Below are 24,556 nucleotides of genomic sequence, written 5' to 3' on the forward strand. Positions count from 1 at the left end.
CCAAAACCACCGCTATCGCCCTGCCCTGCTTGATCAGGATCAACGACGACGGTCCGCACAGCCCCTAGCCTTGCACACCGGGCTGCCAGCTGCGCCATGAAACCGACGCAGCCATCCACCCAATTCTATTCCTTCGCCATGAGGCCCCCGGGAATCCACGATGACTGCCCTCACCGAACACGACAGCCGCCGCGCACTGCCCATGATCCAACTGCTGGGCGCCGTGGCCTGGCCCAGCTTTTTTACCGCGGCGGTGATGTCGGCGGTGTTTTTCGCCTTTATCGATCCGCTGCAGCTGCAGCAGATCAGCTTTCCGCACTACGTGATCAGTCGTGAGCTGGGCTATTCGCTGGGCTTTTTCATGTTCTGGGCCGGCACGCTGTGCGCCTGCGGAGTGACCGCGCTGCTGCTGCGCCCGGCGCGCGAGCCGGAGGAGTCCTTCGAATGAGGCCGGTGCGCAGCATCGGCGAAGCCAGCGCCAAGTCGTCCCGCAGCCGCGACAGCATCCGCCAGCTCACCACCACGGCGATGCTGGCCGCGTTCTACGGCCTGCCGTGGCTGCACTGGAACGATACCCCCTGGCTGCTGCTGGATATCGATGCGCGCCAGTTCCAGATCGCCGGTTTGCAGATGCAGCCGGAACAATCACTGCCGCTGCTATGGCTGGCCCTGGCGGCACTGGCCTTGCTGTGCCTGGCCACCAGCCTGTACGGCCGCCTGTGGTGCACCTATGCCTGCCCGCAAACGGTATTGACCCGTTTGTTCCGCAAGTTGACCGGCCTGACCGCCTTCAAGGGCCGGATGGCGGCGCTGGGGCCGCCGCTGCGGCAGGGACTGTGGGCGGGGATCGCGCTGTGGACCGGGATCAGCTTTGTCGGCTACTTCACCCCCATCGCGGATCTGGTGCAGGGTTTGCTCAGCTTCTCGCTCAGCGGCTGGGAGTGGTTCTGGATCAGTTTCTACGGCCTGGCGACCTGGGCAAACGTGGTCTACCTGCATGAACAGGTATGCAGCTATTTATGCCCTTACAGCCGCATACAGCCGCTGATTACCGACACACGCACCCCGGCAATCCAATACAACGCTCCACGCGGCGAGCCACGTGGCCCGCGCGGCCTGGACAACGCCAGCGTATTGCACCGCTCACGCGGCCTGCTGGACGCCACCACCGCTGCCGACTATGTGTTCCGTGCCGCACATCCGGCAATCGCCGGCGCCATGCCCAACTTCAGCCCCGTACACCTGGGTGACTGCACTGATTGCGGCGCCTGCGTTGCCGCCTGTCCTATCGGGTTGGATATCCGCAACGGCCGCTCACGCAGCTGCATCGGATGTGGCAACTGCATGGATGCCTGCGACGATGCCATGGCCGCCAGCCACTACCCATTGGATCTGATCCATCGCGCCCGCCCGATAACCGATGGCGATGCCGCCACATCTGGACTACGCATCAAGCCGCTGGCGTTTGCCGGCATCGCGCTGCTGTGCATCGTGCTGGCGGCATTCACCGCTGCCAGTGTTGTAGGAGCTGCGTAAGCGGCGAGGCTGAGGTTGCTGGGCCCCTTTTGGTATCCATGCAATCTGATGATTAGTCAGCTTCGCGGCTGACGCCGCTCCTACAAAAAGCCCGGCGCTGACGATCTGCTTGCTTCGCGGCTTACGCCGCTCCCACAAAAGCCTTGTGCTGGAGCCGGTACACTCGCCGCGCATGCATACCCTTGAAGATCTTAAAAACGGCTCGCTCGCCGGCGCCCAGACCGTCCGCCTAGTCAACCAGGGCCTGACCGAGTTCCCGCAGGCACTGTTTGCCCTGGCCGAAACCCTGCAGGTACTGGATCTCTCCGGCAACCAGCTCACCTGCCTGCCCGCTGACCTGCAGCGGCTGCACAAGCTGCGCATCCTGTTCTGCTCGAATAATCCGTTCACGCAGTTGCCGGCTGCACTTGGCGGCTGCGAGCAACTGGAAATGATCGGTTTCAAGGCCTGCGCGATTACGCATGTACCCGAGCATAGCCTGCCGCCGCGGCTGCGCTGGCTGATCCTCACCGACAACCAGCTCAGTGAATTGCCCGCAGCACTTGGCCAGCGCCCGCACCTGCAGAAGCTGATGCTCTCGTGCAACCAGCTTGCCGCCCTACCCGATCTGAGCGATTGCAAGGCACTGGAGCTGCTGCGCCTTGCAGACAATCACTTCAGCGAAATTCCAGCAACCGTGCTTGCCTTGCCGAACCTGGCGTGGCCGGCCTTGGCCGGCAATCCACTGACTGCCGATGCCGAGCAAGCCGCGCTGGCTGATGCGCATCACCACGCCATCAACTACGACGACCTGGAGATCGGTGCGCTGCTGGGCGAAGGGGCGAGCGGACACATCCATCGCGCCACCCGTAAACGCAGCGGCGAGGCGATTGCGGTCAAGGTTTTCAAAGCGGCATTTACCAGCGATGGCACGCCACAGTCAGAACTGGCCGCCGGTCTCGCCGCCGCCGGGCACCCGAACCTGCTGGCACCGCTGGCCGTGGTTGAAGGCCATCCGCAAGGTCACCTGGCAGTGGCGATGCCGCTGCAGCCAGCGGTCTACGTCAACCTGGCCGGTCCACCCAGCCTTGCCAGTTGCACGCGCGATGTCTATGCAAGCGATACACGCTTCACGCCCGCCATCGCCGAACGCCTGCTTGCCTGCATCCGCGCCGCACTCACCCACCTGCATGCGCACGGCGTACTGCATGGCGACCTGTACGCGCACAACATCCTGTGGAACCCGGCCAACGGCGAGGCCATATTGAGCGACTTCGGCGCCGCGATGTTGAGCAGCGGATTGCCGCCCGCACAGCGCGCGCAGTTGCAGGCCATCGAATGGCGGGCATTTGCACACCTTGAGGGTGAGATCAGCGCGCGCACCGGCAACTGACAGCAGGCTTTGCCTGCTCACAGCCGCCCAGCATCCTGAACCACGCACGCCGCATCAGGCTTTGCCACCCGCAAGCGCGTGGCAGAAGGAGCATTCCAGCCCTAAACCGCCGGTTCCCCTCGACCTGTGAGAAATCGCAGAAAACAAAAAAGCCCTGATTTCTCAGGGCTTTAGTGCTTACCTCATGGAGGCCTGGGTCGGAATCGAACCGGCGTACGCGGATTTGCAATCCGCTGCATAACCACTCTGCTACCAGGCCAAACAACTTGCATCGTCGAAGCGATACACCACCTCGACATGAAAAGACCCCGCTGCGGGGGCCCTTTCAGATTTGGAGCGGGAAACGAGACTCGAACTCGCGACCTCAACCTTGGCAAGGTTGCGCTCTACCAACTGAGCTATTCCCGCGTGGTGTGCCGGGCATATTACAGACTTCACTGGTGTTGCGCCAGCGCTTTTAACAATTTCTTTCACATTGTGGGGGTGGGTGGAGGGTGTTGGATGTGGAGGCTGCAGCTGAGCTGAAGGGGCTGGGGTGGATTGGGCGCTTGTACGGGTAAGGCCTCTGCCGAGCATGGCTCGGCACTACATTTGTGCTGCCTGCCCTTCCGCGGCGCGGAGGGGACTTGGATGGGCCGCCTTTTTGCTGACCGCTGCAACTGACGTACCATCGCGCCTCCCTCGCATCACCTGCCCCAGCCTGTCCTGATGACCCAGCAATCGCATCGCGTGCAAGGCCTCAACAATGATGAAGTGGCCGCTGACTGGCCCGCCATCGGCATGCCCGAGCTGGTCTGGCTGCAGGCGCATTACCCGCAGCTACCGGCCGACAGCCAATTGCTCTGGCACAGCCCGCGGCCGATGTCGGCCGCTGCCATCGTGCAGAGCGCGCACGGCAAACTGTTCATCAAGCGCCATCACCGGCTGGTGCGCAGCGCCGTCTGCCTGGAAGAAGAACACCGGTTCATCCAGCACTTGGCCAACCACGGCGTGCCGGTAGTCAGCCTGTTGCATGACAACGATGGCCATACCGCCATAGAACACGGCGACTGGACCTATGAACTGCACACCATCGGCGAAGGCCTGGACCTGTACCGCGATGCCCCGTCATGGACCTTGCTGACCGATGTTGAACGCGCGCGCGCGGCTGGCCGCATGCTGGCCACCCTGCACCGCGCCTCGGCCAGCTACCAGGCGCCGCAACGCAGCACCCAACTGCTGGTCGCACGTGATGAGCTGATTCGCGCCGCCGACCCGATCGCCGCACTCAAGACCGATCTGCCCAACCGCCCCGGCCTGGCCCGCTACCTGGCCCGCATCCCCTGGGAACAGCAACTGCAGCGCAACGTCCTGTCCTGGCACAAGGGCCTGGCCCAGCGCCTGCAGGCCGAACCGCAGCTGTGGGCACACAATGACTGGCATGTTTCCAACCTGCTGTGGGGCAACGGCGCGAATGCGGAGGAAGTCAGCACGGTGCTGGATTTCGGACTGGCCTCGCCCACCAGCGCCTTGTTCGACCTCGCCACCGCCATCGAACGCAATGCAATTGCATGGCTGCAACTGGAGCGCGGCAACGATGCGGTGCGCATCGATATCGCACTGGCGCTGCTCGATGGTTACCGCCAGATCCTGCCGCTGTCGGCCGAGCGCGTGCACCTGCTGGCCGACCTGTTGCCGATGGTGCATTTCGACTTTGCGCTGTCCGAAGTGGAGTACTTCGAAGGCATCACCGACTCGACCGCCAACGCCGATGTCGCCTGGCAACCGTTCATGCTCGGCCACCCGCAATGGTTCGGCAGTACCCCTGGCCAAGCCTTGTTGCATGCCCTGCACGACGCAGCCTGAAGCAAGCCGGCTCGCAAATCATTCGCATTTGTAGTGAAATGCCCCCATGAAGCGGGGGTGCCTGGGTTTGCCAGGCTGAGAGAGTCCCTTGGAACCTGATCCGGTTTGCACCGGCGTAGGGAGCTTTGAGCAGCAGTCGTAGCGCCGTCACCGGCGCTGCGCATGCGCGCCTTCGCTTCGTCTCCCTTGGTGTCTGAAGACGAATCGAATGAACCGCTGCCTGCGCCCCACGTTGTTGTCCCTCGCCCTGAGCACCGCCCTGCCGCTGTATGCCAGCGACACCGGCCTCGATGCGGCCGCCGAACACTCCCCGACCGAACTTGCCGCCGTGCGCGTGCAGGCCCACCAGCCGGAAGCGGACAACGCCCGCGTCAACAGCTTTGGCAGTGGCGACTGGAAGAACACCCCGGCCTCGATGAACGTACTGGATCGTGACCTGCTCGACCACCAGCAGATCCGCTCGCTGTCCGAACTGGCCAGCAATGACGCCTCGCTCGGTGATGCCTACGCGCCGGTGGGCTATTACCAGAACGTCGCCATCCGCGGCTTCGCACTGGATACCGCCACCGGCTACCGCTTCAACGGCATGTCGATTGCCGGCGAACAGCGCCTGGCACTGGAAAACCTGCAGTCGGTGGAAATCCTCAAAGGTGAGGCCGGCCTCGCCGCCGGCGTGATGGCACCGGGCGGCATCATCAATTACGTCGGCAAGCGGACAGCGGAAGTGCGCACCCTCACCCTCGGCAGCGATGCCGAAGGTTCGCGCTATGCGGCCATCGACGTCGGCCACTGGCTGACGCCACGCTTCGGCCTGCGCTTCAACGCTGCCTGGGATGACAGCACGTCCTATATCGAACATGCCGATGGCCGCCGCAACTTCTACGCGCTGGCAACCGACTGGCTGATCGGCGAACGCGGCAAGCTTGAAGTGGACGCCAACTACCAGACCAGCATGCAGCGCTCGGCATCCGGCTACCAGCTGTTGGGGGGCAGTACGCTACCGACCGGCGTGGACCGCGAGCACATGCTCGGCTACCAGCCCTGGCAGCAGCCGGTTGGTATCGCCAGTACCAACATCACCGCATTGCACACCTACGATTTCAATGCCAACTGGCAATCGCGCGTTGCGCTCAGCCACAGCCGCACGGTCATCGACGACAACGTCGCCTTCGCCTACGGCTGCTACTACGCCACGCAATGCGCCGACGGCAGCGTCCCCGGCAACTACTTCGCGCCCAATGGCGACTACGACATCTACGATTACCGCAGCCCGGACGACACCCGCCGCAACCAGGAACTGCGTGCCGAGCTGCGCGGCAGCTTCGACACAGGCCCTCTCGGCCATCAGCTGACAGTGGGCGCTGACCAGTTCCGCCGCACCGTGGACAAACGCCGCAACGTCAACGAGTACGTCGGCACGGTCAACATCCACGACAACCGCCTGCCGGTATTCGACCCCTCGCCGCTGCAGCCCGGCGCCTCCGCACGCCGCCTGGACAGCCGCCAGACTGCGGTTTTCGCACTGGATCGCATCCAGCTCAACCAGGATTGGCAATGGTTGGCCGGTGGCCGCTACGTGCGCCTGGACGAACGCGCCTACGACAAGCGCGGCAACCCGCAGCGCCGCAGCCGCCTGTCGCGCTTCCTGCCGCAGACCGCTGTGATGTGGAAAGCCAGCGACAGCATCAATGCCTACGCCAGCTATGTCGAAGGCATCTCCCTGGGCCAGGAGGCACCGTTCTGGACCTCGAATGCCGACACCTTCCTGCCGGCGGTGCAATCGCGCCAGCTTGAAGTCGGCATCAAGTACGCCAGCAGCGAACAGCTGAGCCTGGGCGCGGCAGTGTTCCGCACCACCCAGCCCTATCAGTACGCTAAACCAGACAGCAGCGATGTCGGCTACACCTTCGTTGAAGAAGGCAAGCAGGCCCACATTGGCCTGGAACTGACCGCCAACGGCCAGCTCAGTGATGCATTGCAGATCATCGCCAGCGCCAGCGTGCTGCAGGCGCGTGCGCGCGATACCGGCACGCCAAGCTACGAAGGCCACCAGCTGGTCAACGTGCCCAAGCTGCGCGGCAGCGTGCACCTGAGCTATGCCCTGCCCTTCGTCGAGAACCTGGACCTGACCGGCGGCTGGCGCTATGCCTCGGCCAATACCGCGCGCGCCGATGGCGCGGTGCGTGCGCCCAGCTATAGCGTGTTCGATGCCGGCCTGCGCTTCCAGCACCAGCTGCAGGGCCACGCAGTGAGCTGGAACCTGTCGGTGGACAATGTATTCAACCGCTTCTACTGGCGCGATACCGGCAGCAGCCTGGGTGATTACTACCTGTTCCCCGGCGCACCACGGCAGGCACGCGTATCGGTGAGCTTCGCGCTGTGAGCAGCGCCATGCTCGAATGGTCGGCCGCGCTGTGCAGCATCCTCGGTGTCTGGCTGATGGCGCAACGGCGCATGGTCGCCTGGCCGGTCGGCCTGTTGTCGGTGGCGCTGTACGCACTGGTGTTCGCCGAAGCCAAGCTGTATTCGGACACACTGCTGCAGCTCGCCTTCGCCGTCTTCCTGGTTTACGGCTGGATCAACTGGCGCCGGCACGCCGCCGATGAAGGCAGCGTGCGCATCGTGCCCCTGTCACGCAGCAAGATGCTGCGTGACCTCGCCATCGGCCTGCTAGGCGGCATCGCCCTTGGCGCCGGCATGCACAGCTTCACCGATGCATCGCTGCCCTGGCTGGACGCGATGCTGACCGGCCTGAGCCTGGTCGCGCAGTGGTGGCAGGCACGCCGCCACACCGCCACCTGGTGGCTTTGGATCGTGGTCGACGTGGTGTACGTGGGTGCGTACATGTTCAAGTCACTGCATGTGACTGCCGCCCTGTATGTATTCTTCCTCGGCCTGGCCGTGGTCGGGCTGCGCGCATGGAGTGCAGCGGCGGCCAACACGTCTGCTGCAGAACCCGCGGCGCACGGCGCGCGCTGAGCGGCGCCATGCAATGCCACTGCTGCCGGCATCGGCAGCAGCTGGCTGAACACAAAAACACGGACAACAAAAAGGCCCCGTCAGGGGCCTTTGTTTACCTGCAGATATCACATGGAATCTGCAGGTCATTATCTGGAGCGGGAAACGAGACTCGAACTCGCGACCTCAACCTTGGCAAGGTTGCGCTCTACCAACTGAGCTATTCCCGCGGATTGAATGTGACAGCCGCCAAGCGGACGACCAGCATTCGAAGATGTGCTGCAAGACTGGAGCGGGAAACGAGACTCGAACTCGCGACCTCAACCTTGGCAAGGTTGCGCTCTACCAACTGAGCTATTCCCGCAGGCTTGCTACATCTATTTACTCATCAACCCACAAAAAACATGGACTGACGCTTGAAACTGGAGCGGGAAACGAGACTCGAACTCGCGACCTCAACCTTGGCAAGGTTGCGCTCTACCAACTGAGCTATTCCCGCTTGGGAGGCGAAATTCTACATGCATTGGCAGCAGTGTCAACAGCCTGTTCACTTTTTAACTGCGCCATTGCGTCCGGCTTTTTCATCTTCACGCAGGCTCGGCCAGGCCGCCCGCAGATACTGCAGTGCCGACACCAGGGTCAGCAGCGCGGCGATGGCCAGCATCCAGTCTCCAATATGGAAAACCGGCTCGCCCATCCAGATATCGGTGAACGGGGTATTCGGCGATACCGAGTACAGCAGGCATAGCAGCGCCACCATCTGCGCGGTGGTCTTGACCTTGCCGATCATGGCCACCCGCACCTTGGCACGCTGGCCGATTTCAGCCATCCACTCACGCAACGCCGACACAGCGATTTCACGGCCGACGATCACCGCCGCCCAGAACGCCATCCACGGCGTCGGATGCCCCTGCACGATCAGGAACAAGGCCACCGCCACCATCAACTTGTCCGCCACCGGGTCCAGGAACGCGCCGAACGCCGAATGCTGTTCGTACCGCCGCGCCACCCAGCCATCCAGCCAATCGGTGATCGCCGCCAGGCCAAAAATCGCCGCCGAGGCGAAGTTCGTCCACGCGTAGGGCAGGTAGAACACCAGCACCAGCACCGGGATCATCATGATCCGCAGCAAGGTCAGCCAGGTGGGGATAGTCAATTTCATTGCAACATTACTCCGCCGTCGGATCGGGCACCGACAGACCGTGAAGGTTAGCGTAGATACGCGCGGCGAGGGCGGCATTGATGCCTTCCACGCGGGCGATTTCCGCCTCACCGGCTGCCTTGAGACCGGCAATTCCGCCAAAATGCTTGAGCAGGCTCGCGCGTCGACGCGGGCCGATGCCCGGAATGTCTTCCAGCTTGCTGGTCATGCGCGCCTTCTGCCGGCGCCCGCGATGGCCGGTGATGGCAAAGCGATGGGCTTCATCGCGCACCTGCTGAATGAACTGCAGGGCCGGCGAGGCCGCACCAGGGCGCAGCTCGCGACCATCGGGCAGTACCAGCGCTTCGTGCCCGGCGCGGCGCTCCACGCCCTTGGCAACGCCAACCAGCATCACCCCTTCCACGCCCAGGTCCGCCAATGCCGCCTGTGCCTGCGCCAACTGTCCGGCACCGCCGTCGATCAGCAGCACGTCCGGCAGCACCCCGCCCTCCTCTACCGCACGGCGGAAACGCCGATCGATGGCCTGGCGCATGGCGGCGTAATCGTCGCCCGGCTCGATGCCGCTGATGTTGTAGCGCCGGTACTGCGCGCGTACCGGGCCGGCCGCATCGAACACCACGCACGAGGCCACTGTGGCTTCGCCCATGGTGTGGCTGATATCAAAGCACTCCACGCGCTTGACCGGCTCGGCCAGCCCCAGCAGCTCGCGCACTGCTTCGCTGCGTGCGTGCTGCGCGCCAACGCTGTCCATCTCGGCAACCAGGGTGATCTGCGCGTTGCGGCTGGCCAGTTCCACATAACCCGCGCGTTCGCCGCGCACGTTCCATTTCAAGGCCACCTTGCGCTCGGCCGATGCGCTCAGCGCCGCCTCGATCATCTCCGCATCCGGAATCTGCCGATCCAGCAGTACTTCAGCCGGCGGCTCATGCTCGACGTAGTACTGCGAGACAAATGCAGCCAGCACTTCCTCGGCGCTGTCCTCGCCATTGGTGCGCGGGAAGAACGCGCGCGTACCCAGATTGCGGCCGTCGCGGAACGCCAACAGCATCACGCAGGCGCTGGCGCCCTGCGTCGCGCAGGCCAACACATCCAGATCGGCAGCGCGTCCATCCACATATTGGCGATTCTGCATGCTGCGCAGTGAGGCCACCAAGTCGCGCAAGCGCGCGGCGCGCTCGAACTCCAGCGCGTCGCTGGCCTGCTGCATGGCCTGCATCAATTCATCGGCAAGCTGGTCGCTCTTGCCTTCCAGGAACATCGCCGCGCGCCGCACCGATTCGTCGTACTCGGCCTGCGCCACCAGCTCCACGCAGGGCGCGCTGCAGCGGCCGATCTGGTACTGCAGGCATGGCCGCGAGCGGTTGCGGAACACGCTGTCCTCGCAGCTGCGCAGCTTGAACAGCTTGTGCATCAGGTTCAGCGTTTCGCGCACCGCGCCAACGCCGGGATAGGGCCCGTAGTACCGCCCAGGCACCGCACGCGGGCCACGATGCAGGGCGATGCGCGGCCATTGCTCGCGGGTCAACAGCACCTGCGGATAGGTTTTGTCGTCACGCAGGGAGACGTTGTAGCGCGGGTTCAGCGACTTGATCAGCTGGTTTTCCAGCAGCAGCGCTTCGGCCTCGGTACGGGTGACGGTGGCGTCCATCCGCGCCACCTGCGACAGCATCATCATGATGCGCCGGCTCTTCGGCGAGCCATTGAAATAGCTGCCGACGCGCTTGCGCAGCGCACCGGCCTTGCCTACATACAGCAAGGTGTCGTCAGCGGCGTACATCCGGTACACACCCGGCGCAGTACTCAGCGCCGCGGCAAAAGCCTTGCCATCGAATTCATTGGAGACTGCGTCGGTCATCCGTCTATCGGCACTTCACTCAATTCGCCGCTGAGCGGATCAAACCGCAGCACGGCGTGGGCATCGGCCTCGGCGATCCAGATGGCACCTGCGGCCACTGCCAATGCCGCCGGGCCATGCAGACGGCGCGGCAGATTGACCGTGGACAGATCGCCACCGCCCAGCCGCAAGGTACGCAGCGAGCCATTGCCCGCATCGGCGATCCACAGCAGCGGCGAGTCCGGGCCCATCGCCAGCGCCAAGGGATATTGCAGGCGCGCGCGCAGGCGCGGCCCATCGACATTGCCCGATTCCCACGGGCCCTGCCCGACCAGGGTCTGCACAAGATCACCGCGCAGCTGCACCGAGCGGATGGCCGAGCCCAGCGAATCACAGACGTACAGGGTCTGCTGGACGGCAACCAGGCTGCTGGGCTGGGCAAATGCTGCCAGGTGGCCGCTGCCATCGCGCACTTCCACCGCGCCGGCACCGGCCCGCCAGCGCAGCTCGCGGCTGCCCAGGTCGTAGCTCCAGATGTGGTTGTCGCCAGCCATGGCGATGTGGATCTGGTTGTCAGCCACCGCCACCGCGGCCGGATGATTGAGCGGGCTGTCCCAGGGCTGGGCCAGCACACCGGCGCGCGGGTCGCCCGCACGGCCATTGCCGCACAAGGTATCCACCTGCCCGCTGATCAGGTTGATGCTGCGCAGGGCATGGTTGCCGGTATCGGCCACGTACAGGATCTCGCGCACCAGCGCCAAACCCTGCGGACGATTGAACGCCGCCTCGCCTAGCCCGCCATTGATCAGGTCGGCGCTGCCCAGACCGAACTGGCGCAGCACGCGCCCGGCATGGGTGCATTCAAGGATTCGGTGATGGCCGGTGTCGGCCACGTAGAGACGATCGGCGGTTGCCACCAGCCCGGCCGGGAACAACAACGGCAGGCGCGGCTCGGCATTGATTTCGCGGTTGCCATCGTCGTCCAGCGGCCGTGACACGCCTTCGCACAAGGTGTTCAAGGCGCGCTCGAGGTCGCCGGTCGCGCCTACCAGCCGCTCAGTCTCCTGCCCGAAAGCATCGATCAGCAACAAGGTCGGCCAGGACTGCACCTCAAAACGACGCCACGCATCCCACTGTGCATCCAGCACGATGGGCGCGCTGACACCCTGCCTGCGCAACAACTTCAAGGCATGCTGCGGCTCGCGCTCGAACTCGAATCGCGGCACCTGTACCACCAGCAGCTGCACCCGGCCCGGGTTGCGCGCCTGCCAGCGCTTGACCTCGGCCAGGCGCTGCATGCACCACACCGATGCACCGTTGACGAAGGCCAGTACCAGCGGGCGGCCACGCATATCCTGCAGGCTCACCGGCGCTGCATTGAGCCAGATGGCGGAAGTGGGCAGTTCCAATACGCGGTTTTCGTTCATGCAGGGATTATGCCGGAGTCCTCGCGCCGCGACAGGCGACGCACCGTGACCTGGGCCGCAGCATCGATCAGTGCCCAACTGTGTTCGAAATCTTTCATATCACCGTAATAGGGATCCGGGATCACGTCGCTGCCGTTGATTCCGGCCCACGGCAGCCATAGCACCGCCCGCGCGGCCAAGCCCGCAGGCGCCAATGCCTGGGCGTCGCGCAGATTGTCGCCATCGGCGCACAGGATCAGGTCGTATTCCTCGAAATCGGCGGCCAGCAGTTGGCGGGCACGCTGGCCGGAAATATCCACGCCATGGCCGCGCGCGCAGGCAACGGCTCGAGGGTCGGGGCTGCGCCCGGCGTGCCAATGACCGGAGGTGCCCGCCGAGTCGACCTGCACCCAGCTATCCAGCCCGGCCTCACCGATCCGTGCACGCAAGGCACCCTCGCCCATCGGCGAGCGGCAGATATTGCCCAGGCAGACCACCAACAACTTCAAGGCGCTGCCCGCATCTGCGCTTCGGCGCGCAGCAGATCTTCCGGGGTATCGATACCCGGCGGGAATGCCGCGGGCGACAGCGCCACGGCTATCCGGTAGCCCGCCTCCAGCACCCGCAACTGCTCCAGTGACTCGATCTGCTCAAGATTACCGGGCGGCATGGCTGCAAACGTCTGCAGGAAGCCGGCGCGGTAGCCATAGATGCCGATATGCCGCAGCCACTGCGCCGGCGGCAGGCTGTCGCGGCTGCGGGCGAAGCCATCGCGGTGCCACGGAATCGGCGCGCGACTGAAGTACAACGCATCGCCCTGGGCGTTGCGTACCAGCTTGACCACATTCGGATCAAACAAGGTGGGTGCGTCCTCCACCAGCGTCGCCAAGGTGGACATCGGTGCGCCGCTGTCGGCAAGGGCTGTCGCCACCGCACGGATACCAGCGGCCGGAGCGAATGGCTCATCCCCCTGCAGGTTGACCACGATGACATCGTCCGCCCAACCCGCCTGGCGCGCGCATTCGGCGAGGCGATCGGTACCGGAGGCGTGTGCCGGATCGGTCATCGCCACGTGAATGCCGGACAAGCCAGCCACCGCCTGCGCGATGCGCGCATCGTCGGTGGCAACCCAGACCTCACGGGCACCGGCCGCCAAGGCGCGACGCGCCACATGCAGCACCATCGGCTCGCCGGCGATCAGCGCCAGCGGCTTGCCGGGCAGGCGGGTGGAGGCATAACGGGCCGGAATGGCCACCACAAACTCAGCAACAACGCTCATCTCAACTCCTCCCAACAAGCAGCATGCCCGCACTATCAGGCGCGGGCCAACTTACCCAGACGATCCAGCAAGGCGATCCAGAACGCTGCCGGCAACTCGGCCTGCAGCGGCACCGCGTAGTGCCACGCGGTGGCGAACGCCTGGCATTTGACGGCATCCTTTTCGGTCATCAACAACGGCAACTCGCTGCCAAACGACAGGTCCTGCGGCGTGTAGCGATGATGATCGGCGAAAGCATGCGGCACCACGCCGATATCGCGGCTGCGCAGCATCTGGAAGAAGCGCTGCGGGTTGGCGATGCCAGCCACTGCATGCACACGCAGCCCGGCAAAGGCCTTCAAGGGCTTGTCACGGCCACCCTTCAGCGGCCGCGCCACCTCGATCGACAAACGCATGGCCCATTCGCCAAAGCCGCACTCGGCCGCCTGGTCCGGCGCATCACTGGCCTGGCCCAGGTTGACCACACGGAAGTCGCAATGTGCCGCCCGCGACACCGGCTCACGCAGCGGCCCGGCCGGCAACAGCCGGCCATTGCCATAGCGACGCACCGCATCGACCACTTCGATCTCGATATCACGCGCCAGCCGGTAATGCTGCAGGCCGTCGTCGCAGACCACCACGTCACAGCCGGCTTCCAGCAGCGCCTTCGCCGCAGCCACCCGATCCTTGTCCACCCGCACCGGCACGCCGGTCTTCCAGGCAATCAGTACCGGCTCGTCGCCGCCCAGGGCGACGTCCATATCGGCGGTAACCCAACGCGCCGTATCGGCTTCATCGCGGCCATAGCCACGGCTGGCCACACCCGGCTTCCAGCCGGCTTCGCGCAGGCGGTTTACCAGCGCGATGGTCAACGGCGTCTTACCGGTACCACCGGCGGTGATGTTGCCGACCACGATGACCGGCACCGGCACCTGCCGGGCGCGCAGCCAGCCGCGCCGGTACAGGGTGCGGCGCAGGCCGGTGAGCGCACCGTAAACCGGCGCCAGCAAGCGTGCCGGCAATGGCACCGGCGCATCGCCATACCAGTAGGCCGGCGTTTGCGGTCCTTGCTTGGCCATCATTCCTGCCTATCGCGGAACTGCATGCTATGCAGGTGTTCGTACAAGCCACCCAATGCCAGCAACTCGGCATGGGTACCCCGCTCAACGATGCGCCCCTGGTCCATCACCAACACCTGATCGGCGTGTTCGATGGTGGACAGACGATGGGCGATGACCAGCGTGGTGCGGTCGGGCATCAGCTTCTGCAGGGCGTCCTGCACCAGCCGCTCGGATTCGTTGTCCAGCGCGGCGGTGGCTTCGTCCAGGATCAGGATGGGCGCGTCCTTGAGCATGGCGCGGGCAATCGCCAGCCGCTGGCGCTGGCCGCCTGACAGACGACTGCCCTTGGCTCCCACCGGCGCATCCACGCCCTGCGGCAGCTGCTCGACGAACTCGCTGGCATTGGCGCCATCGATGGCCTGCTGCAACTCCGCCTCGCTGCGCTCCTGCAACTCACCGTAAGCCACGTTCTGCGCGATGCTGCCATTGAACAAGGTGACCTGCTGGCCGACCAGGGCGATCTGCCGACGAAGGTCGGCCAGCCTGTAGTCCTGCAGCGGATGACCATCAAGCAGAATCTCACCAGCCTCGATTTCGTAGAAGCGCGGAATCAGCTTGATCAGGGTTGATTTACCGCTGCCGGAACGCCCGACAATGGCGGTAACCGTGCCCGGCCGGGCAATGAAACTGATGTCCTGCAGCGCTGGCTTGTCCTGCCCCGCGTAGCGCGCGGTGACGTGACGGAACTCGAGCAGGCCGTTTGCACGCTGCAGCGGCAGCGTACCGATGTCCCTTTCATCTTCGGCATCGAGAACACTGAACAGACGCTGCGCCGAGGCGATGCCACGCTGGGTCATGTTCTGCACGTTGGTGAGCTGCTTCAACGCGGGAATGATCGCCAGCATCGCCATCAGCAGGCCGACGAAGTCGCCCACGGTAAGCCGGCCTGCAGCCGCTTCGTGACCGGCAATCAGCAGCAGCGCTGCCAGCCCCACCGCACCGATCAACTGCACCATGCTGGAAGAAATACTACGCGTCGCCTCGACCTTCATCGCCAAGCGCAGATTGGTATTTGCCAGTGCGGTGTAGCGATCCAGCTCAACCGGCTGTGCGCCGTAGATCTTGACTTCCTGCTGGCTGGACAGCGCTTGGTCGGCCGCCTGCAGCAGATCGGCCCCACTCTCCTGGATGCGATGGCTGATACGGCGGTAGCGCTTGGCCACCTTGTTCATCACCCATGCCAGCGGCGGTGCCAGCACAAAGATCGCCAGCGTCACCTGCCAGCTGTAATACAGCATCACCGCCAGCGAACCCAATGCCTGCAGCGATTGCTGCAAGACCACCTTCATCGCATCGATCGCGGCCTGCGCGACCTGGTCGCTGTCCGAGCCCAGCCGTACCAGCATCGAAGGCACCGGCTCGGAATCAAAACGCTGACCTGGCAACCGCAGATACTTGCCCAGTACGCGCACACGGAAATCACGCGCGATGCTGCGCGCAGCCTTGCCCATGCCGATGTCGGTCAGGTAGCCGGCCACACCGCGCAGCAGGAACAAGCCAATAACAGCCAAGGGCATCCATTGATTGATGTCCTTCGGGTTCACCAGGCTGTTGGTGATCGGGCTCATCAAGATCAGGAAACCACTGCCTGCGCCTGCCTCGATCAGCATGCCCAGGCCAGCCATCAACAGCAGCGGCCGATAAGGCTTGGCGAAACCAAGCAAGCGCTTGTAGACCTGCCAGGCCGACGCGTTGTCACTCATTGCTTGGCTTCCGGCGCAGTGGCAATCGCAATCCGGCGGAACCCAAGCTGACCCAGCGCGTCCTGCGCGGTCACCACGGCCTGATACGGCGTACGTGCATCGGCGCGCAGCAGCACCGTCTGCTCGCGATCAGCACCGGCAAGCTGCGCGATGATCTGTTTCAGCGACTCGATGTCGGTGCGCAGCACTTCCTGGTCATTGACGAAGTAGCGGCCATCGGCATTGACCAGCACGCTCAAGGAACTCTGCGGCGCCGTCGTCTTCTGGTCGCTGGCGGTGGGCAGTTGCACCTGCAGCGTCGAGCGCGCATCGAAGGTGGTGGTCACCACGAAGAAAATGATCAGCACAAGGATCACGTCGATCAGGGGCACCAGATCGATATGCGGTTCATCCTGCGTGCGGTTGCTACCAATACGCATGGGCTCAGGCCTTTTCAGTCGCCGTCGGGCGCGGCGCTGCAGCCTTGTTGGCAGCCATCACCGCCGGCCGCCCATCGAGCGCATCCAGCAGTGCTGCGGCTTCCTGCTCCATCTCGATCACGTAGCCATCAATCAGGCCACGGAAGTAGCGATGGAACATCAACGCCGGGATCGCGACCATCATGCCGGTCGCGGTACACACCAGCGCCTTGCCGATGCCACCGGCCAGCTGGCCCACGTCACCGACGCCGTGATCAAGGATGCCCAGGAACATCTGGATCATGCCGACCACGGTACCCAGCAGACCCAGCAAGGGGCCAGCCGAGGCAATGGTGCCCAGGGCATTGAGGAAGCGCCCCATCCGGTGCACCAGATGGCGACCGGTGTCTTCGATACGCTCGCGGATCTGGTCGCGCGGGCGATTGCGCGCCTCAAGCGCGGCAGCCAACAACGCACCCAACGGTGAGTTGGCACGCAGGGAGTCGATATGGCTGGCATCCAGCTTGCCGCGCGCGGCCCAGTTACGAACCTCCTGACCCAGACCCGGCGGCAATACCTCGTTACGCCGCAGGCTCCAGAAACGCTCCAGAACGATGGCCAACGCCAGCACGCCCAACAGCAGCAACGGCACCATCGGCCATCCGCCGGCTTTGACCAATTCCCACACGTTTCAACCCTCCGGCGCCGTGGCCGCGTTTTTGATGTCCGATAGGATAGCAGCCGCCCGCGCCCGCTCAGCGGCATCCCACAGCCTTGACCGCCAGATTCTGCGCTCCCGTACCTGCAGCCCGCCTTCACCAAGCCACACCTGCAGCGCCCCACTATCGGCTGTCGCCAGGACTTCGGCGCCATTGCGCTGCCAGCGCCTGACCACGTCCGGGCGTGGATGACCGAAGCGGTTGCCATGGCCGTTGGAGATCAGCGCCAGGCGCGCGCCGGTGGCGGCCACAAACGCCCGGCTGGATGAGCCACCGCTGCCATGGTGCGCCACCAGCACCACATCCGCGTGCAGTTTTGCCGGTACCTGTTTGAGCAGACGCTGTTCGATCACCTCACCAATATCCCCGGTCAGCAAGGCCGTCCCGTAACGCCCCTGAACCCGCAGCACGCAACTGGACTCGTTGCCCAGATAGGGAAACCCGGGCGTGGGATGTAGGAATTCAAAGCGCACCCCATCCCATTGCCAAGCCTGACCAGCCCCACAGGTCGGCCCCGCCTCCGACTGCAGCGCCAGCCCGGGCGGTGCCCAAAGACTGTGCGCAGGCAATACGGTCTGCACTGCCGCCACGCCGCCTGCATGATCGTGATCGCCGTGGCTGACCACCAGCGTTTCCAGCTGCTGCACGCCCAAGGCGCGCAGTGCCGGCACCACCACCCGCTCACCCGCATCAAAGCCGTCGGCGACCGCCGGCCCGGCATCGAACAGCAGGCTGTGCTGACCAGTGCGTACCAGCACCGCCAGGCCTTGGCCAACATCCAGCGTGATCAGCTCAAACGCACCGTCTCGGGGCCGGTCACGCCATGGCAGGCACAAGGGCAGCCACAGCAATACCGCCAGGTATTTGCCCGGCGTGCCGGCAGGCAGCAGCATCCATATTGCCGCCAACAAGGCCAGCGGCAGCGCAAACCAAGCCGGTTCCGGCAACCACCATAGCGCGTAGCGGCCGCTACCCAGCGCCTGGAACAGCGGCCAGCTCAGATCGAAACACCATGCCGATGCCCGCCAGGCCAATCCACCGGCACCGTTGCTTACGGCCTCCAGGGCAGTACCCAGCAGCGCCAATGGCACCACCACCAGGCTCCACCACGGAATCGCCAACAGGTTGGCGACCGGCCCGATCGCCGAGGCCTGGCCGAACAGCAGGACCGTCAGCGGCAGCAAGCCCAAGGTCGCCACCCGCTGCGCCGACAGAAAACTGCCCAGCCAATGCCCGCGCTCAGGCAGGCACCACAGCAGCCACGCCACACCGGCGAAGCTGAGCCAGAACCCGGCCGTCAGCACCGACAATGGCGCCAGGCAAAGCACAGCCAAAGCAGCCAACGCCAGTGACGCGGCCACATCCACCGGCCGGCGGCCAAGCCGCGCCAGCACTACCACCGCTACCATCAATACCGTCCGCACCGTCGGCAGTCCGAAGCCGGCGACGGCTGCATACACGGTGGCACCAATCAGCGCACCGATGGCGACCGCCTGCGGCCTTGGGCAGTAGCGACCACACCAGGGCAGCAGGCGCCAGATACCGGCCACCATCCATGCTGCGCACAAAGCGACCATGCCAACGTGAAAACCGGAGATGGCGATCAGATGGGTCAGGCCGGTAGCGCGCAGCACCTGCCAGTCGGCCTCGCCAAGCCCGCGCGTGTCACCCAGTGCCAATGCCTGCACATAGCGCGAGGATCCGGTCGGCACCTGCGCCGTGATCCGCGCCGCCATCTGCTCGCGCCATGCGCCAAGCCCTGCAGGCGCCGACAGTCTCTGCGGTGTCGGCACCTGCCGCACGATAGCGCTGGCGGCGATGCCCTGCGCCAAGGCGTGGCGCTCGGCGTCGAAGCCACCGGGATTGATCAGCCCGCGCGGCGCGCGCAGGCGCAGATTCAACCGCCAACGCTCGCCAGCACGTACGTGGATGCGCGGACCCGGCTCGGTTACACCGAAATCGTCGTACCAGGACACCTGTACTGTGCGCCCTTGCAGACCCGCCGATTGTGCGGTGTCCCCATCTATCTGTAGCTGAAAGCGGGTGCGGCGGATCTCGTGCTGGGGAAGACTGGTCACGACGCCGACCACGGAGACTTCCCTGCCCTCCAAGGCCAGCGGCAGCTGCTGATCCAGACCCCAACCCGCGTGCAACCACGCCCAAGCCATGCCGGTCAGCAATGCACCCAGCCAGCGCCAACGCGGGTTTGCCAGCCATAGCAAAAGGCCCGCCAATAAACCCACCCAGCGCAGGACGCTTGGCGGCAAGCCCGGCGCCAGGATCGCGGTGCAGATACCGGCCAGGAAACAGATGGCGACAGCCTTGCCGGCAATGGCAATGCCCACATGCCCCAGCCCGACACCACCCGCGCCTGAGTGAGCAGCCATCTCCGCCTCCATTTGCCCCATGGGCAATGCTGGCAGGCACCTGCCCGGATTCCATCGACAGAACCGGGTGCTGAAAGATCAGGGATGTCAGGCGTGGGGCGTCGCCGGGTTGCTGCGGTGTTTAAGGGAACCCGCTTCTTCTGGGAGCCACGTCAGCCGCGAAGCTGATGGTCGATCAGGTTGCAGGGATTTCGGGCGCGTTGGATGCTGCTGGCTTCGCGGCTTATGCCGCTCCTACAAACTGCTGCGGGTTTACCGGGACGGCTCCTGCCGAGCATGGCTCGGCACTACCGAGGTGTTGGGCTTTGCGGGGACCGCTTTTTGTGGGAGCGGCGTCAGCCGCGAGGCTGATGGTCGATGAGATTGCAGGGATACCGGGCGCTTTGATGCTGCTGGCTTCGCGGCTTACGCCGCTCCTACAAACGCGGCTGCGGGTTTGCTTGGACAGCCTCTGCCGAGCATGGCTCGGCACTACCTGTGCGCTCTGTGCGCTGCGCCTTGGTTGGCACGCCCTGCCGTTTTCCAGGCAAAAGAAAAGCGGGCACCAGGCCCGCTTTTCTTTTCAGCGATACAACACCGCAGCCTTATTCGGCCGGGGTGCCTTCGCCTTCTTCCACGGCCTTCATCGACAGGCGGATACGGCCCTGCTTATCGACTTCCAGCACCTTGACCTTGACCAAATCGCCTTCCTTCAACACGTCGCCAACCTTCTCGACGCGGTCGCTGGAGATCTGCGACACGTGGACCAGACCGTCCTTGCCCGGCAGGATGGTGACGAACGCACCGAAGTCCATGATCTTGGCGACCTTGCCTTCGTAGATGCGGCCCGGCTCGACGTCCGAGGTGATCTGCTCGATGCGGGCCTTGGCGGCCTGGGCAGCGGCGTTGTTCACCGAAGCGATGGTGATGGTGCCATCGTCCTGGATGTCGATCTGGGTGCCGGTTTCCTTGGTGATGGCCTGGATGGTTGAGCCACCCTTGCCGATCACTTCGCGGATCTTGTCCGGGTGGATCTTGATGGTCAGCAGACGCGGCGCGTAATCCGACAGCTCGGCGCGCGGCGAGGTCAGGCCATGGGCCATTTCGCCCAGGATGTGCAGACGGCCAGCCTTGGCCTGCTGCAGTGCCTGCTTCATGATCTCTTCGGTGATGCCTTCGATCTTGATATCCATCTGCAGGGCGGAGATGCCCTCGGCGGTACCAGCGACCTTGAAGTCCATGTCGCCCAGGTGATCTTCGTCACCCAGGATGTCGGACAGGACGACGAAGCGCTCGCCTTCCTTGACCAGACCCATAGCGATACCTGCGACCGGCGACTTGACCGGCACGCCGGCGTCCATCAGGGCCAGCGAGGAACCGCAGACCGAAGCCATCGACGAGGAGCCGTTGGATTCAGTGATTTCCGACACAACGCGAATCGTGTACGGGAAGGCTTCCAGCGACGGCATCACAGCCAGCACACCGCGCTTGGCCAGACGGCCGTGGCCGATTTCACGACGCTTCGGCGCACCGAAACGACCGCACTCACCGACCGAGTAGGGCGGGAAGTTGTAATGGAACAGGAAGTTTTCCTTGTACTCACCGGCAACGGCGTCAATGATCTGGCCGTCGCGTGCGGTGCCCAGCGTGATGGTCACGATGGCCTGGGTCTCGCCGCGGGTGAACAGGGCCGAGCCGTGGGTACGCGGCAGCACGCTGGTCTTGACCGCGATCGGGCGGACGGTGTCCAGGGCGCGGCCGTCGATGCGGACCTTGGTGTCCAGCACCGAGTTACGCATGGTGCTGTATTCCAGCTCGCCGAATTCCTTCGACACTTCAGCCGGGTTCCAGCCTTCAGCGGCAACGCGGCCAGCCAGGGCTTCAACCACGTCCTTCTTGATCGCCGAGATGGCGTCGCGACGCTGCAGCTTGTCGCGCACCTGGAAGGCTTCGCCGAGCTTGCCGCCGACGGCTTCCTGCAGGGCGCTGATCAGCACGTTGTTCTTGGCCGGGGCAACCCAGTCGCTCGGCTTGGTGCCGGCTTCAACGGTCAGTTCGTTGATCGCGTTGATGACCTTCTGCATTTCGCGGTGACCGAAGGTCACGGCGCCCAGCATCACGTCTTCGGACAACAGCGCGGCTTCCGATTCCACCATCAGCACGGCATTGGCGGTACCCGCAACCACCAGCTCCAGCTGCGATTCCTTCAGCTCCGACACGGTCGGGTTGAGGATGTATTCGCCATCCTTGTAACCCACCTTGGCGGCGGCGATCGGGCCCTTGAACGGGGTACCGGCCAGCGACAGCGCAGCAGAAGCACCGATCAGCGCGGCGATATCACCGTCGACGTCCGGATTCAGCGACATCACCGTGGCGATGATCTGCACTTCGTTCTTGTAGTCTTCCGGGAACAGCGGACGGATCGGGCGATCGATCAGGCGCGAAATCAGCGTCTCTTTTTCGGTCGCACGGCCTTCACGCTTGAAGAAGCCACCCGGGATACGGCCACCGGCGTAGAACTTTTCCTGGTAATCAACAGTCAGCGGGAAGAAGTCCTGCCCTTCGCGCGCGCTCTTGGCGGCGACGGCAGTGACCAGCAACACGGTGTCGTCCATCTTGACGATGACAGCGCCGCCGGCCTGACGGGCGACTTCGCCGGTTTCAAGCGTGACGGTGTGTTTGCCGTACTGGAAGGTTTTGGTGATTTTTGCCACGGGGGATCCTTGAAATGCTTTCTTCGATTGGTCCGTTGCCAACCCATGTCGGCAGCGGCTGGCCGGGCGGTTCCGGCCGGTCTACTACGATTTTGAAGCTCTTAAAACAAAGCCGCGGCGCATCGCTGCGCCGCGGCGGATATCGATTAGCGGCGCAGGCCGAGCTTTTCGATCAATGCTTTGTAGCGTGCGACATCCTTGTTCTTCAGGTAGTCGAGCAGGCTACGGCGGCGGTTGACCATCTGCAGCAGGCCACGGCGGCTGTGGTGATCCTTCTTGTGTTCCTTGAAGTGGCCGGTCAGCAGTTCAATGCGAGCGGTCAGCAGGGCGACCTGGACTTCCGGGGAACCGGTGTCGGCAGCGCCGCGCTTGTTTTCTTCAATGACTTTCTGGGTGTCGATCGACATGAGTTTTCTCTTCAGATGCGGGGCCGGCAGGAACGTCTCTGGACGCACCGCTCAGCTCGCCGATTAATAGGCTGCCCACCGGGGGCGGGCAGTTGCCCTTTATAGGGCCGCAAAATTGTAACGGTCACAACCATCCGGGACAAGGCGAACGTGACCGCGCAGGTACGGTTCGCCCCTGCCCGTTCAGAGATTGAAGCGGCGTTGCGGACCCAGTCGCCCGCCTTCTTCGACCTGGCCCAGGCCCAGCGGCTGGCCATGTTCACCATGAACAACCACCAGGCCGACCGGCCAGGCCGGGTCACGCAAGCGCTGCCCCAGGCAGAACCGCGCCGCCTGTGCCGCATCCAGGTCGACCCGGGCAAACTGGCTCAAACCCTGCTCGATCGGCAGCAGCCACGCCATCAGCGCTGCCTCGTCACCGGATTCGGCCACCACCCGCAGCGCATCCAAGCCGATCATCTTCGGCGCCATGAACGGTTCAACCCACAGCCGGCGCAACGCGGTGACATGTGCGCCGCAGCCCAGCAGCTCACCCAGATCGCGGGCAATGCTGCGGATATAGGTGCCCGAGCCACAGGTCACGCGCAGTGACAGATGCGCGTCTTCACGCCCCAGCACCTCGATCGACTGCACCAGCACCTCGCGCTCGGGCGCCTCGATGGCCTCGCCGCGGCGCGCTTTGGCGTACAGCGGCTCACCGCCCTGCTTCAAGGCCGAATAGATCGGCGCACGCTGCCGGATAGTGCCGGTCAGGCTGGCCAAGGCCGCCTGCAGCTGTTCATCACTGAACGCCGGGACCGGCCGCTCGCGCAGCACGACGCCATCGGCATCGTCGGTATCGGTGGTGTTGCCCAGCCGGATTTCGGCGTCGTAGGCCTTGGCCGAGCCCAATAGCAGGCCGGCGATCTTGGTCGCTTCACCGAAGCACAGCGGCAAAAGGCCGGTGGCCAGCGGATCCAGGCTACCGGTATGCCCGCCCTTCTCGGCGCGGAACAGACGGCGGGCAACCTGCAACGCCGTGTTGGAGCTCATGCCAGCCGGCTTGTCGAGCAGAACGATGCCGTCCAGGCGGCGGAATTGGATTCGAGGACGCATGCAACACCATGGGCAAGCCGGCGCACGCTCGGCGCGGCGGCGGAAAACGGGGAATGCCGGCTGCGCCAACATGCACAGGCCAGACATGACAACAGCCCTTACGGGCTGCTGCGATTACGCTTTGTCGGCGTCCTTGTCGTCGTCGGATTCAGGTTCCGGCGGCGGCACCAGGTCGCGCAGCAGATTGTCGATACGCTCGCCACGGTCGACCGAGTCGTCGTAGTGGAAGTGCAGTTCCGGCACGTGCCGCAGCTTCATCGCCTTGGCCAGTGACATGCGCAGCTCAACGGCCAATTCACGCAAGCCCTTCATCGCCTCGGCCGAACGTTCCGGCATCAGCGCGGTCACGTAGATCTTGGCGTGGGCCATGTCGCGGGTGACTTCCACGTCCGACACGCTGACCGAAGGCAGCCCGAATTCACGCACGGCAGCATGCACCAGCGTGCCCAGATCGCGGCGGATCTGCGCAGAAACACGGTCGGTACGATGGAAAGTCTTAGGCATCAGGCAAGTATCAACATTAAAGAGTGAATTTCAATGAAACCGGAAGGGAACCGTTCGCAGGGATCGAATGCACGATCCCGACTCCCGGTTCCCCGACCCCGCCGGTGGAAGGGGCTGCCCGGAACTCGCTTCAACGAATCCTGGCCTGCCCCGATCCC

At 64.4% G+C, this 24,556-nt stretch carries 19 protein-coding genes, 5 tRNA genes, 1 pseudogene and 1 riboswitch; of the genes and pseudogenes, 6 read left to right on the plus strand and 19 right to left on the minus strand.

Going from position 1 to position 24,556, the window contains the following annotated elements:
• Positions 1-160: 160 nt before the first annotated feature.
• The 3 genes from ABB27_RS02610 (at position 161) to ABB27_RS02620 (ending at position 2,908) form a co-directional block, all read left to right on the plus strand.
• Entirely contained in the window at positions 161-448 is a 288-nt protein-coding gene (locus tag ABB27_RS02610; protein ID WP_057626675.1) for a hypothetical protein, read from the plus strand.
• The gene (locus ABB27_RS02615; RefSeq protein WP_083491106.1) at positions 445-1,536 is read left to right on the plus strand and encodes a 4Fe-4S dicluster domain-containing protein; all 1,092 of its coding nucleotides are present in this window, start codon (positions 445-447) and stop codon (positions 1,534-1,536) included. The genes ABB27_RS02610 and ABB27_RS02615 overlap by 4 nt, the downstream gene beginning before the upstream one ends.
• Before the next feature lie 172 nt (positions 1,537-1,708).
• Positions 1,709-2,908: a leucine-rich repeat-containing protein kinase family protein gene (locus ABB27_RS02620; RefSeq protein WP_057626733.1), complete on the plus strand. Its 1,200-nt coding sequence runs from the start codon at positions 1,709-1,711 to the stop codon at positions 2,906-2,908.
• A 185-nt stretch (positions 2,909-3,093) separates the two neighbouring features.
• Here the strand turns inward: ABB27_RS02620 and ABB27_RS02625 are convergent.
• A tRNA-Cys gene (locus tag ABB27_RS02625) sits at positions 3,094-3,167 on the minus strand.
• Between the two features lie 73 nt (positions 3,168-3,240).
• Positions 3,241-3,316: transfer RNA gene (locus ABB27_RS02630), tRNA-Gly, on the minus strand.
• 300 nt (positions 3,317-3,616) lie between these two features.
• Here ABB27_RS02630 and ABB27_RS02635 point away from each other — a divergent pair.
• The 3 genes from ABB27_RS02635 to pnuC all read left to right on the plus strand — a co-directional run bounded on the left by ABB27_RS02635 (position 3,617) and on the right by pnuC (position 7,732).
• Positions 3,617-4,753: a phosphotransferase enzyme family protein gene (locus tag ABB27_RS02635; RefSeq protein ID WP_057626677.1), complete on the plus strand. Its 1,137-nt coding sequence runs from the start codon at positions 3,617-3,619 to the stop codon at positions 4,751-4,753.
• Between the two features lie 43 nt (positions 4,754-4,796).
• Positions 4,797-4,892: riboswitch (TPP riboswitch) on the plus strand.
• Positions 4,893-4,961: 69 nt separating this feature from the next.
• Positions 4,962-7,136 (plus strand): TonB-dependent receptor, encoded by a 2,175-nt coding sequence (locus tag ABB27_RS02640; protein ID WP_057626678.1) that lies wholly within the window; start codon positions 4,962-4,964, stop codon positions 7,134-7,136.
• Positions 7,137-7,144: 8 nt separating this feature from the next.
• Positions 7,145-7,732, plus strand: a complete 588-nt coding sequence (gene pnuC, locus ABB27_RS02645; protein ID WP_057626734.1) for a nicotinamide riboside transporter PnuC — start codon at positions 7,145-7,147, stop codon at positions 7,730-7,732.
• A gap of 133 nt (positions 7,733-7,865) precedes the next feature.
• Here the strand turns inward: pnuC and ABB27_RS02650 are convergent.
• From ABB27_RS02650 to rbfA, 17 genes and pseudogenes are all read right to left on the minus strand, one after another.
• Positions 7,866-7,941: transfer RNA gene (locus tag ABB27_RS02650), tRNA-Gly, on the minus strand.
• Between the two features lie 58 nt (positions 7,942-7,999).
• Positions 8,000-8,075: transfer RNA gene (locus ABB27_RS02655), tRNA-Gly, on the minus strand.
• Between the two features lie 59 nt (positions 8,076-8,134).
• Positions 8,135-8,210 (minus strand) — tRNA-Gly (locus ABB27_RS02660).
• A 48-nt stretch (positions 8,211-8,258) separates the two neighbouring features.
• Positions 8,259-8,873 carry a CDP-diacylglycerol--glycerol-3-phosphate 3-phosphatidyltransferase gene (pgsA, locus tag ABB27_RS02665; RefSeq protein ID WP_057626679.1) on the minus strand — a complete coding sequence of 205 codons (615 nt, stop codon included), beginning with the start codon at positions 8,871-8,873 and terminating at the stop codon, positions 8,259-8,261.
• Positions 8,874-8,880: 7 nt separating this feature from the next.
• A complete protein-coding gene (gene uvrC / locus ABB27_RS02670) occupies positions 8,881-10,728 on the minus strand; it encodes an excinuclease ABC subunit UvrC (protein WP_057626680.1) in 1,848 nt (615 codons plus the stop codon).
• Entirely contained in the window at positions 10,725-12,134 is a 1,410-nt protein-coding gene (locus tag ABB27_RS02675) for a hypothetical protein (protein WP_057626681.1), read from the minus strand. The genes uvrC and ABB27_RS02675 overlap by 4 nt, the downstream gene beginning before the upstream one ends.
• Positions 12,131-12,622 carry a low molecular weight protein-tyrosine-phosphatase gene (locus tag ABB27_RS02680; protein ID WP_057626682.1) on the minus strand — a complete coding sequence of 164 codons (492 nt, stop codon included), beginning with the start codon at positions 12,620-12,622 and terminating at the stop codon, positions 12,131-12,133. Before ABB27_RS02680 ends, ABB27_RS02675 begins: the two co-directional genes overlap by 4 nt.
• On the minus strand, positions 12,619-13,392 hold the full coding sequence (gene kdsB / locus ABB27_RS02685; RefSeq protein WP_057626683.1) for a 3-deoxy-manno-octulosonate cytidylyltransferase: 774 nt from the start codon (positions 13,390-13,392) through the stop codon (positions 12,619-12,621). The genes ABB27_RS02680 and kdsB overlap by 4 nt, the downstream gene beginning before the upstream one ends.
• 35 nt (positions 13,393-13,427) lie before the next feature.
• Complete coding sequence (lpxK, locus tag ABB27_RS02690) at positions 13,428-14,450, minus strand: tetraacyldisaccharide 4'-kinase (protein ID WP_057626735.1); 1,023 nt, start codon at positions 14,448-14,450, stop codon at positions 13,428-13,430.
• The gene (gene msbA / locus ABB27_RS02695) at positions 14,450-16,195 is read right to left on the minus strand and encodes a lipid A export permease/ATP-binding protein MsbA (protein ID WP_057626684.1); all 1,746 of its coding nucleotides are present in this window, start codon (positions 16,193-16,195) and stop codon (positions 14,450-14,452) included. Before msbA ends, lpxK begins: the two co-directional genes overlap by 1 nt.
• Positions 16,192-16,614 carry an ExbD/TolR family protein gene (locus ABB27_RS02700; protein WP_057626685.1) on the minus strand — a complete coding sequence of 141 codons (423 nt, stop codon included), beginning with the start codon at positions 16,612-16,614 and terminating at the stop codon, positions 16,192-16,194. Before ABB27_RS02700 ends, msbA begins: the two co-directional genes overlap by 4 nt.
• A 4-nt stretch (positions 16,615-16,618) precedes the next feature.
• Entirely contained in the window at positions 16,619-17,281 is a 663-nt protein-coding gene (locus tag ABB27_RS02705) for a MotA/TolQ/ExbB proton channel family protein (RefSeq protein WP_057626686.1), read from the minus strand.
• Positions 17,175-19,720: pseudogene (locus ABB27_RS02710) on the minus strand (DNA internalization-related competence protein ComEC/Rec2). Before ABB27_RS02710 ends, ABB27_RS02705 begins: the two are co-directional and overlap by 107 nt.
• 563 nt (positions 19,721-20,283) lie before the next feature.
• A complete protein-coding gene (pnp, locus tag ABB27_RS02715) occupies positions 20,284-22,392 on the minus strand; it encodes a polyribonucleotide nucleotidyltransferase (RefSeq protein ID WP_057626687.1) in 2,109 nt (702 codons plus the stop codon).
• A 146-nt stretch (positions 22,393-22,538) separates the two neighbouring features.
• On the minus strand, positions 22,539-22,799 hold the full coding sequence (rpsO, locus tag ABB27_RS02720; RefSeq protein WP_057626688.1) for a 30S ribosomal protein S15: 261 nt from the start codon (positions 22,797-22,799) through the stop codon (positions 22,539-22,541).
• Positions 22,800-22,982: 183 nt separating this feature from the next.
• Positions 22,983-23,894 (minus strand): tRNA pseudouridine(55) synthase TruB, encoded by a 912-nt coding sequence (gene truB / locus ABB27_RS02725; protein ID WP_057626689.1) that lies wholly within the window; start codon positions 23,892-23,894, stop codon positions 22,983-22,985.
• 114 nt (positions 23,895-24,008) lie between these two features.
• Entirely contained in the window at positions 24,009-24,398 is a 390-nt protein-coding gene (gene rbfA, locus ABB27_RS02730; protein ID WP_057626690.1) for a 30S ribosome-binding factor RbfA, read from the minus strand.
• Positions 24,399-24,556 lie beyond the last annotated feature (158 nt).

This window comes from Stenotrophomonas terrae (assembly GCF_001431465.1).
GTDB classification, from domain to species: domain Bacteria; phylum Pseudomonadota; class Gammaproteobacteria; order Xanthomonadales; family Xanthomonadaceae; genus Stenotrophomonas; species Stenotrophomonas terrae.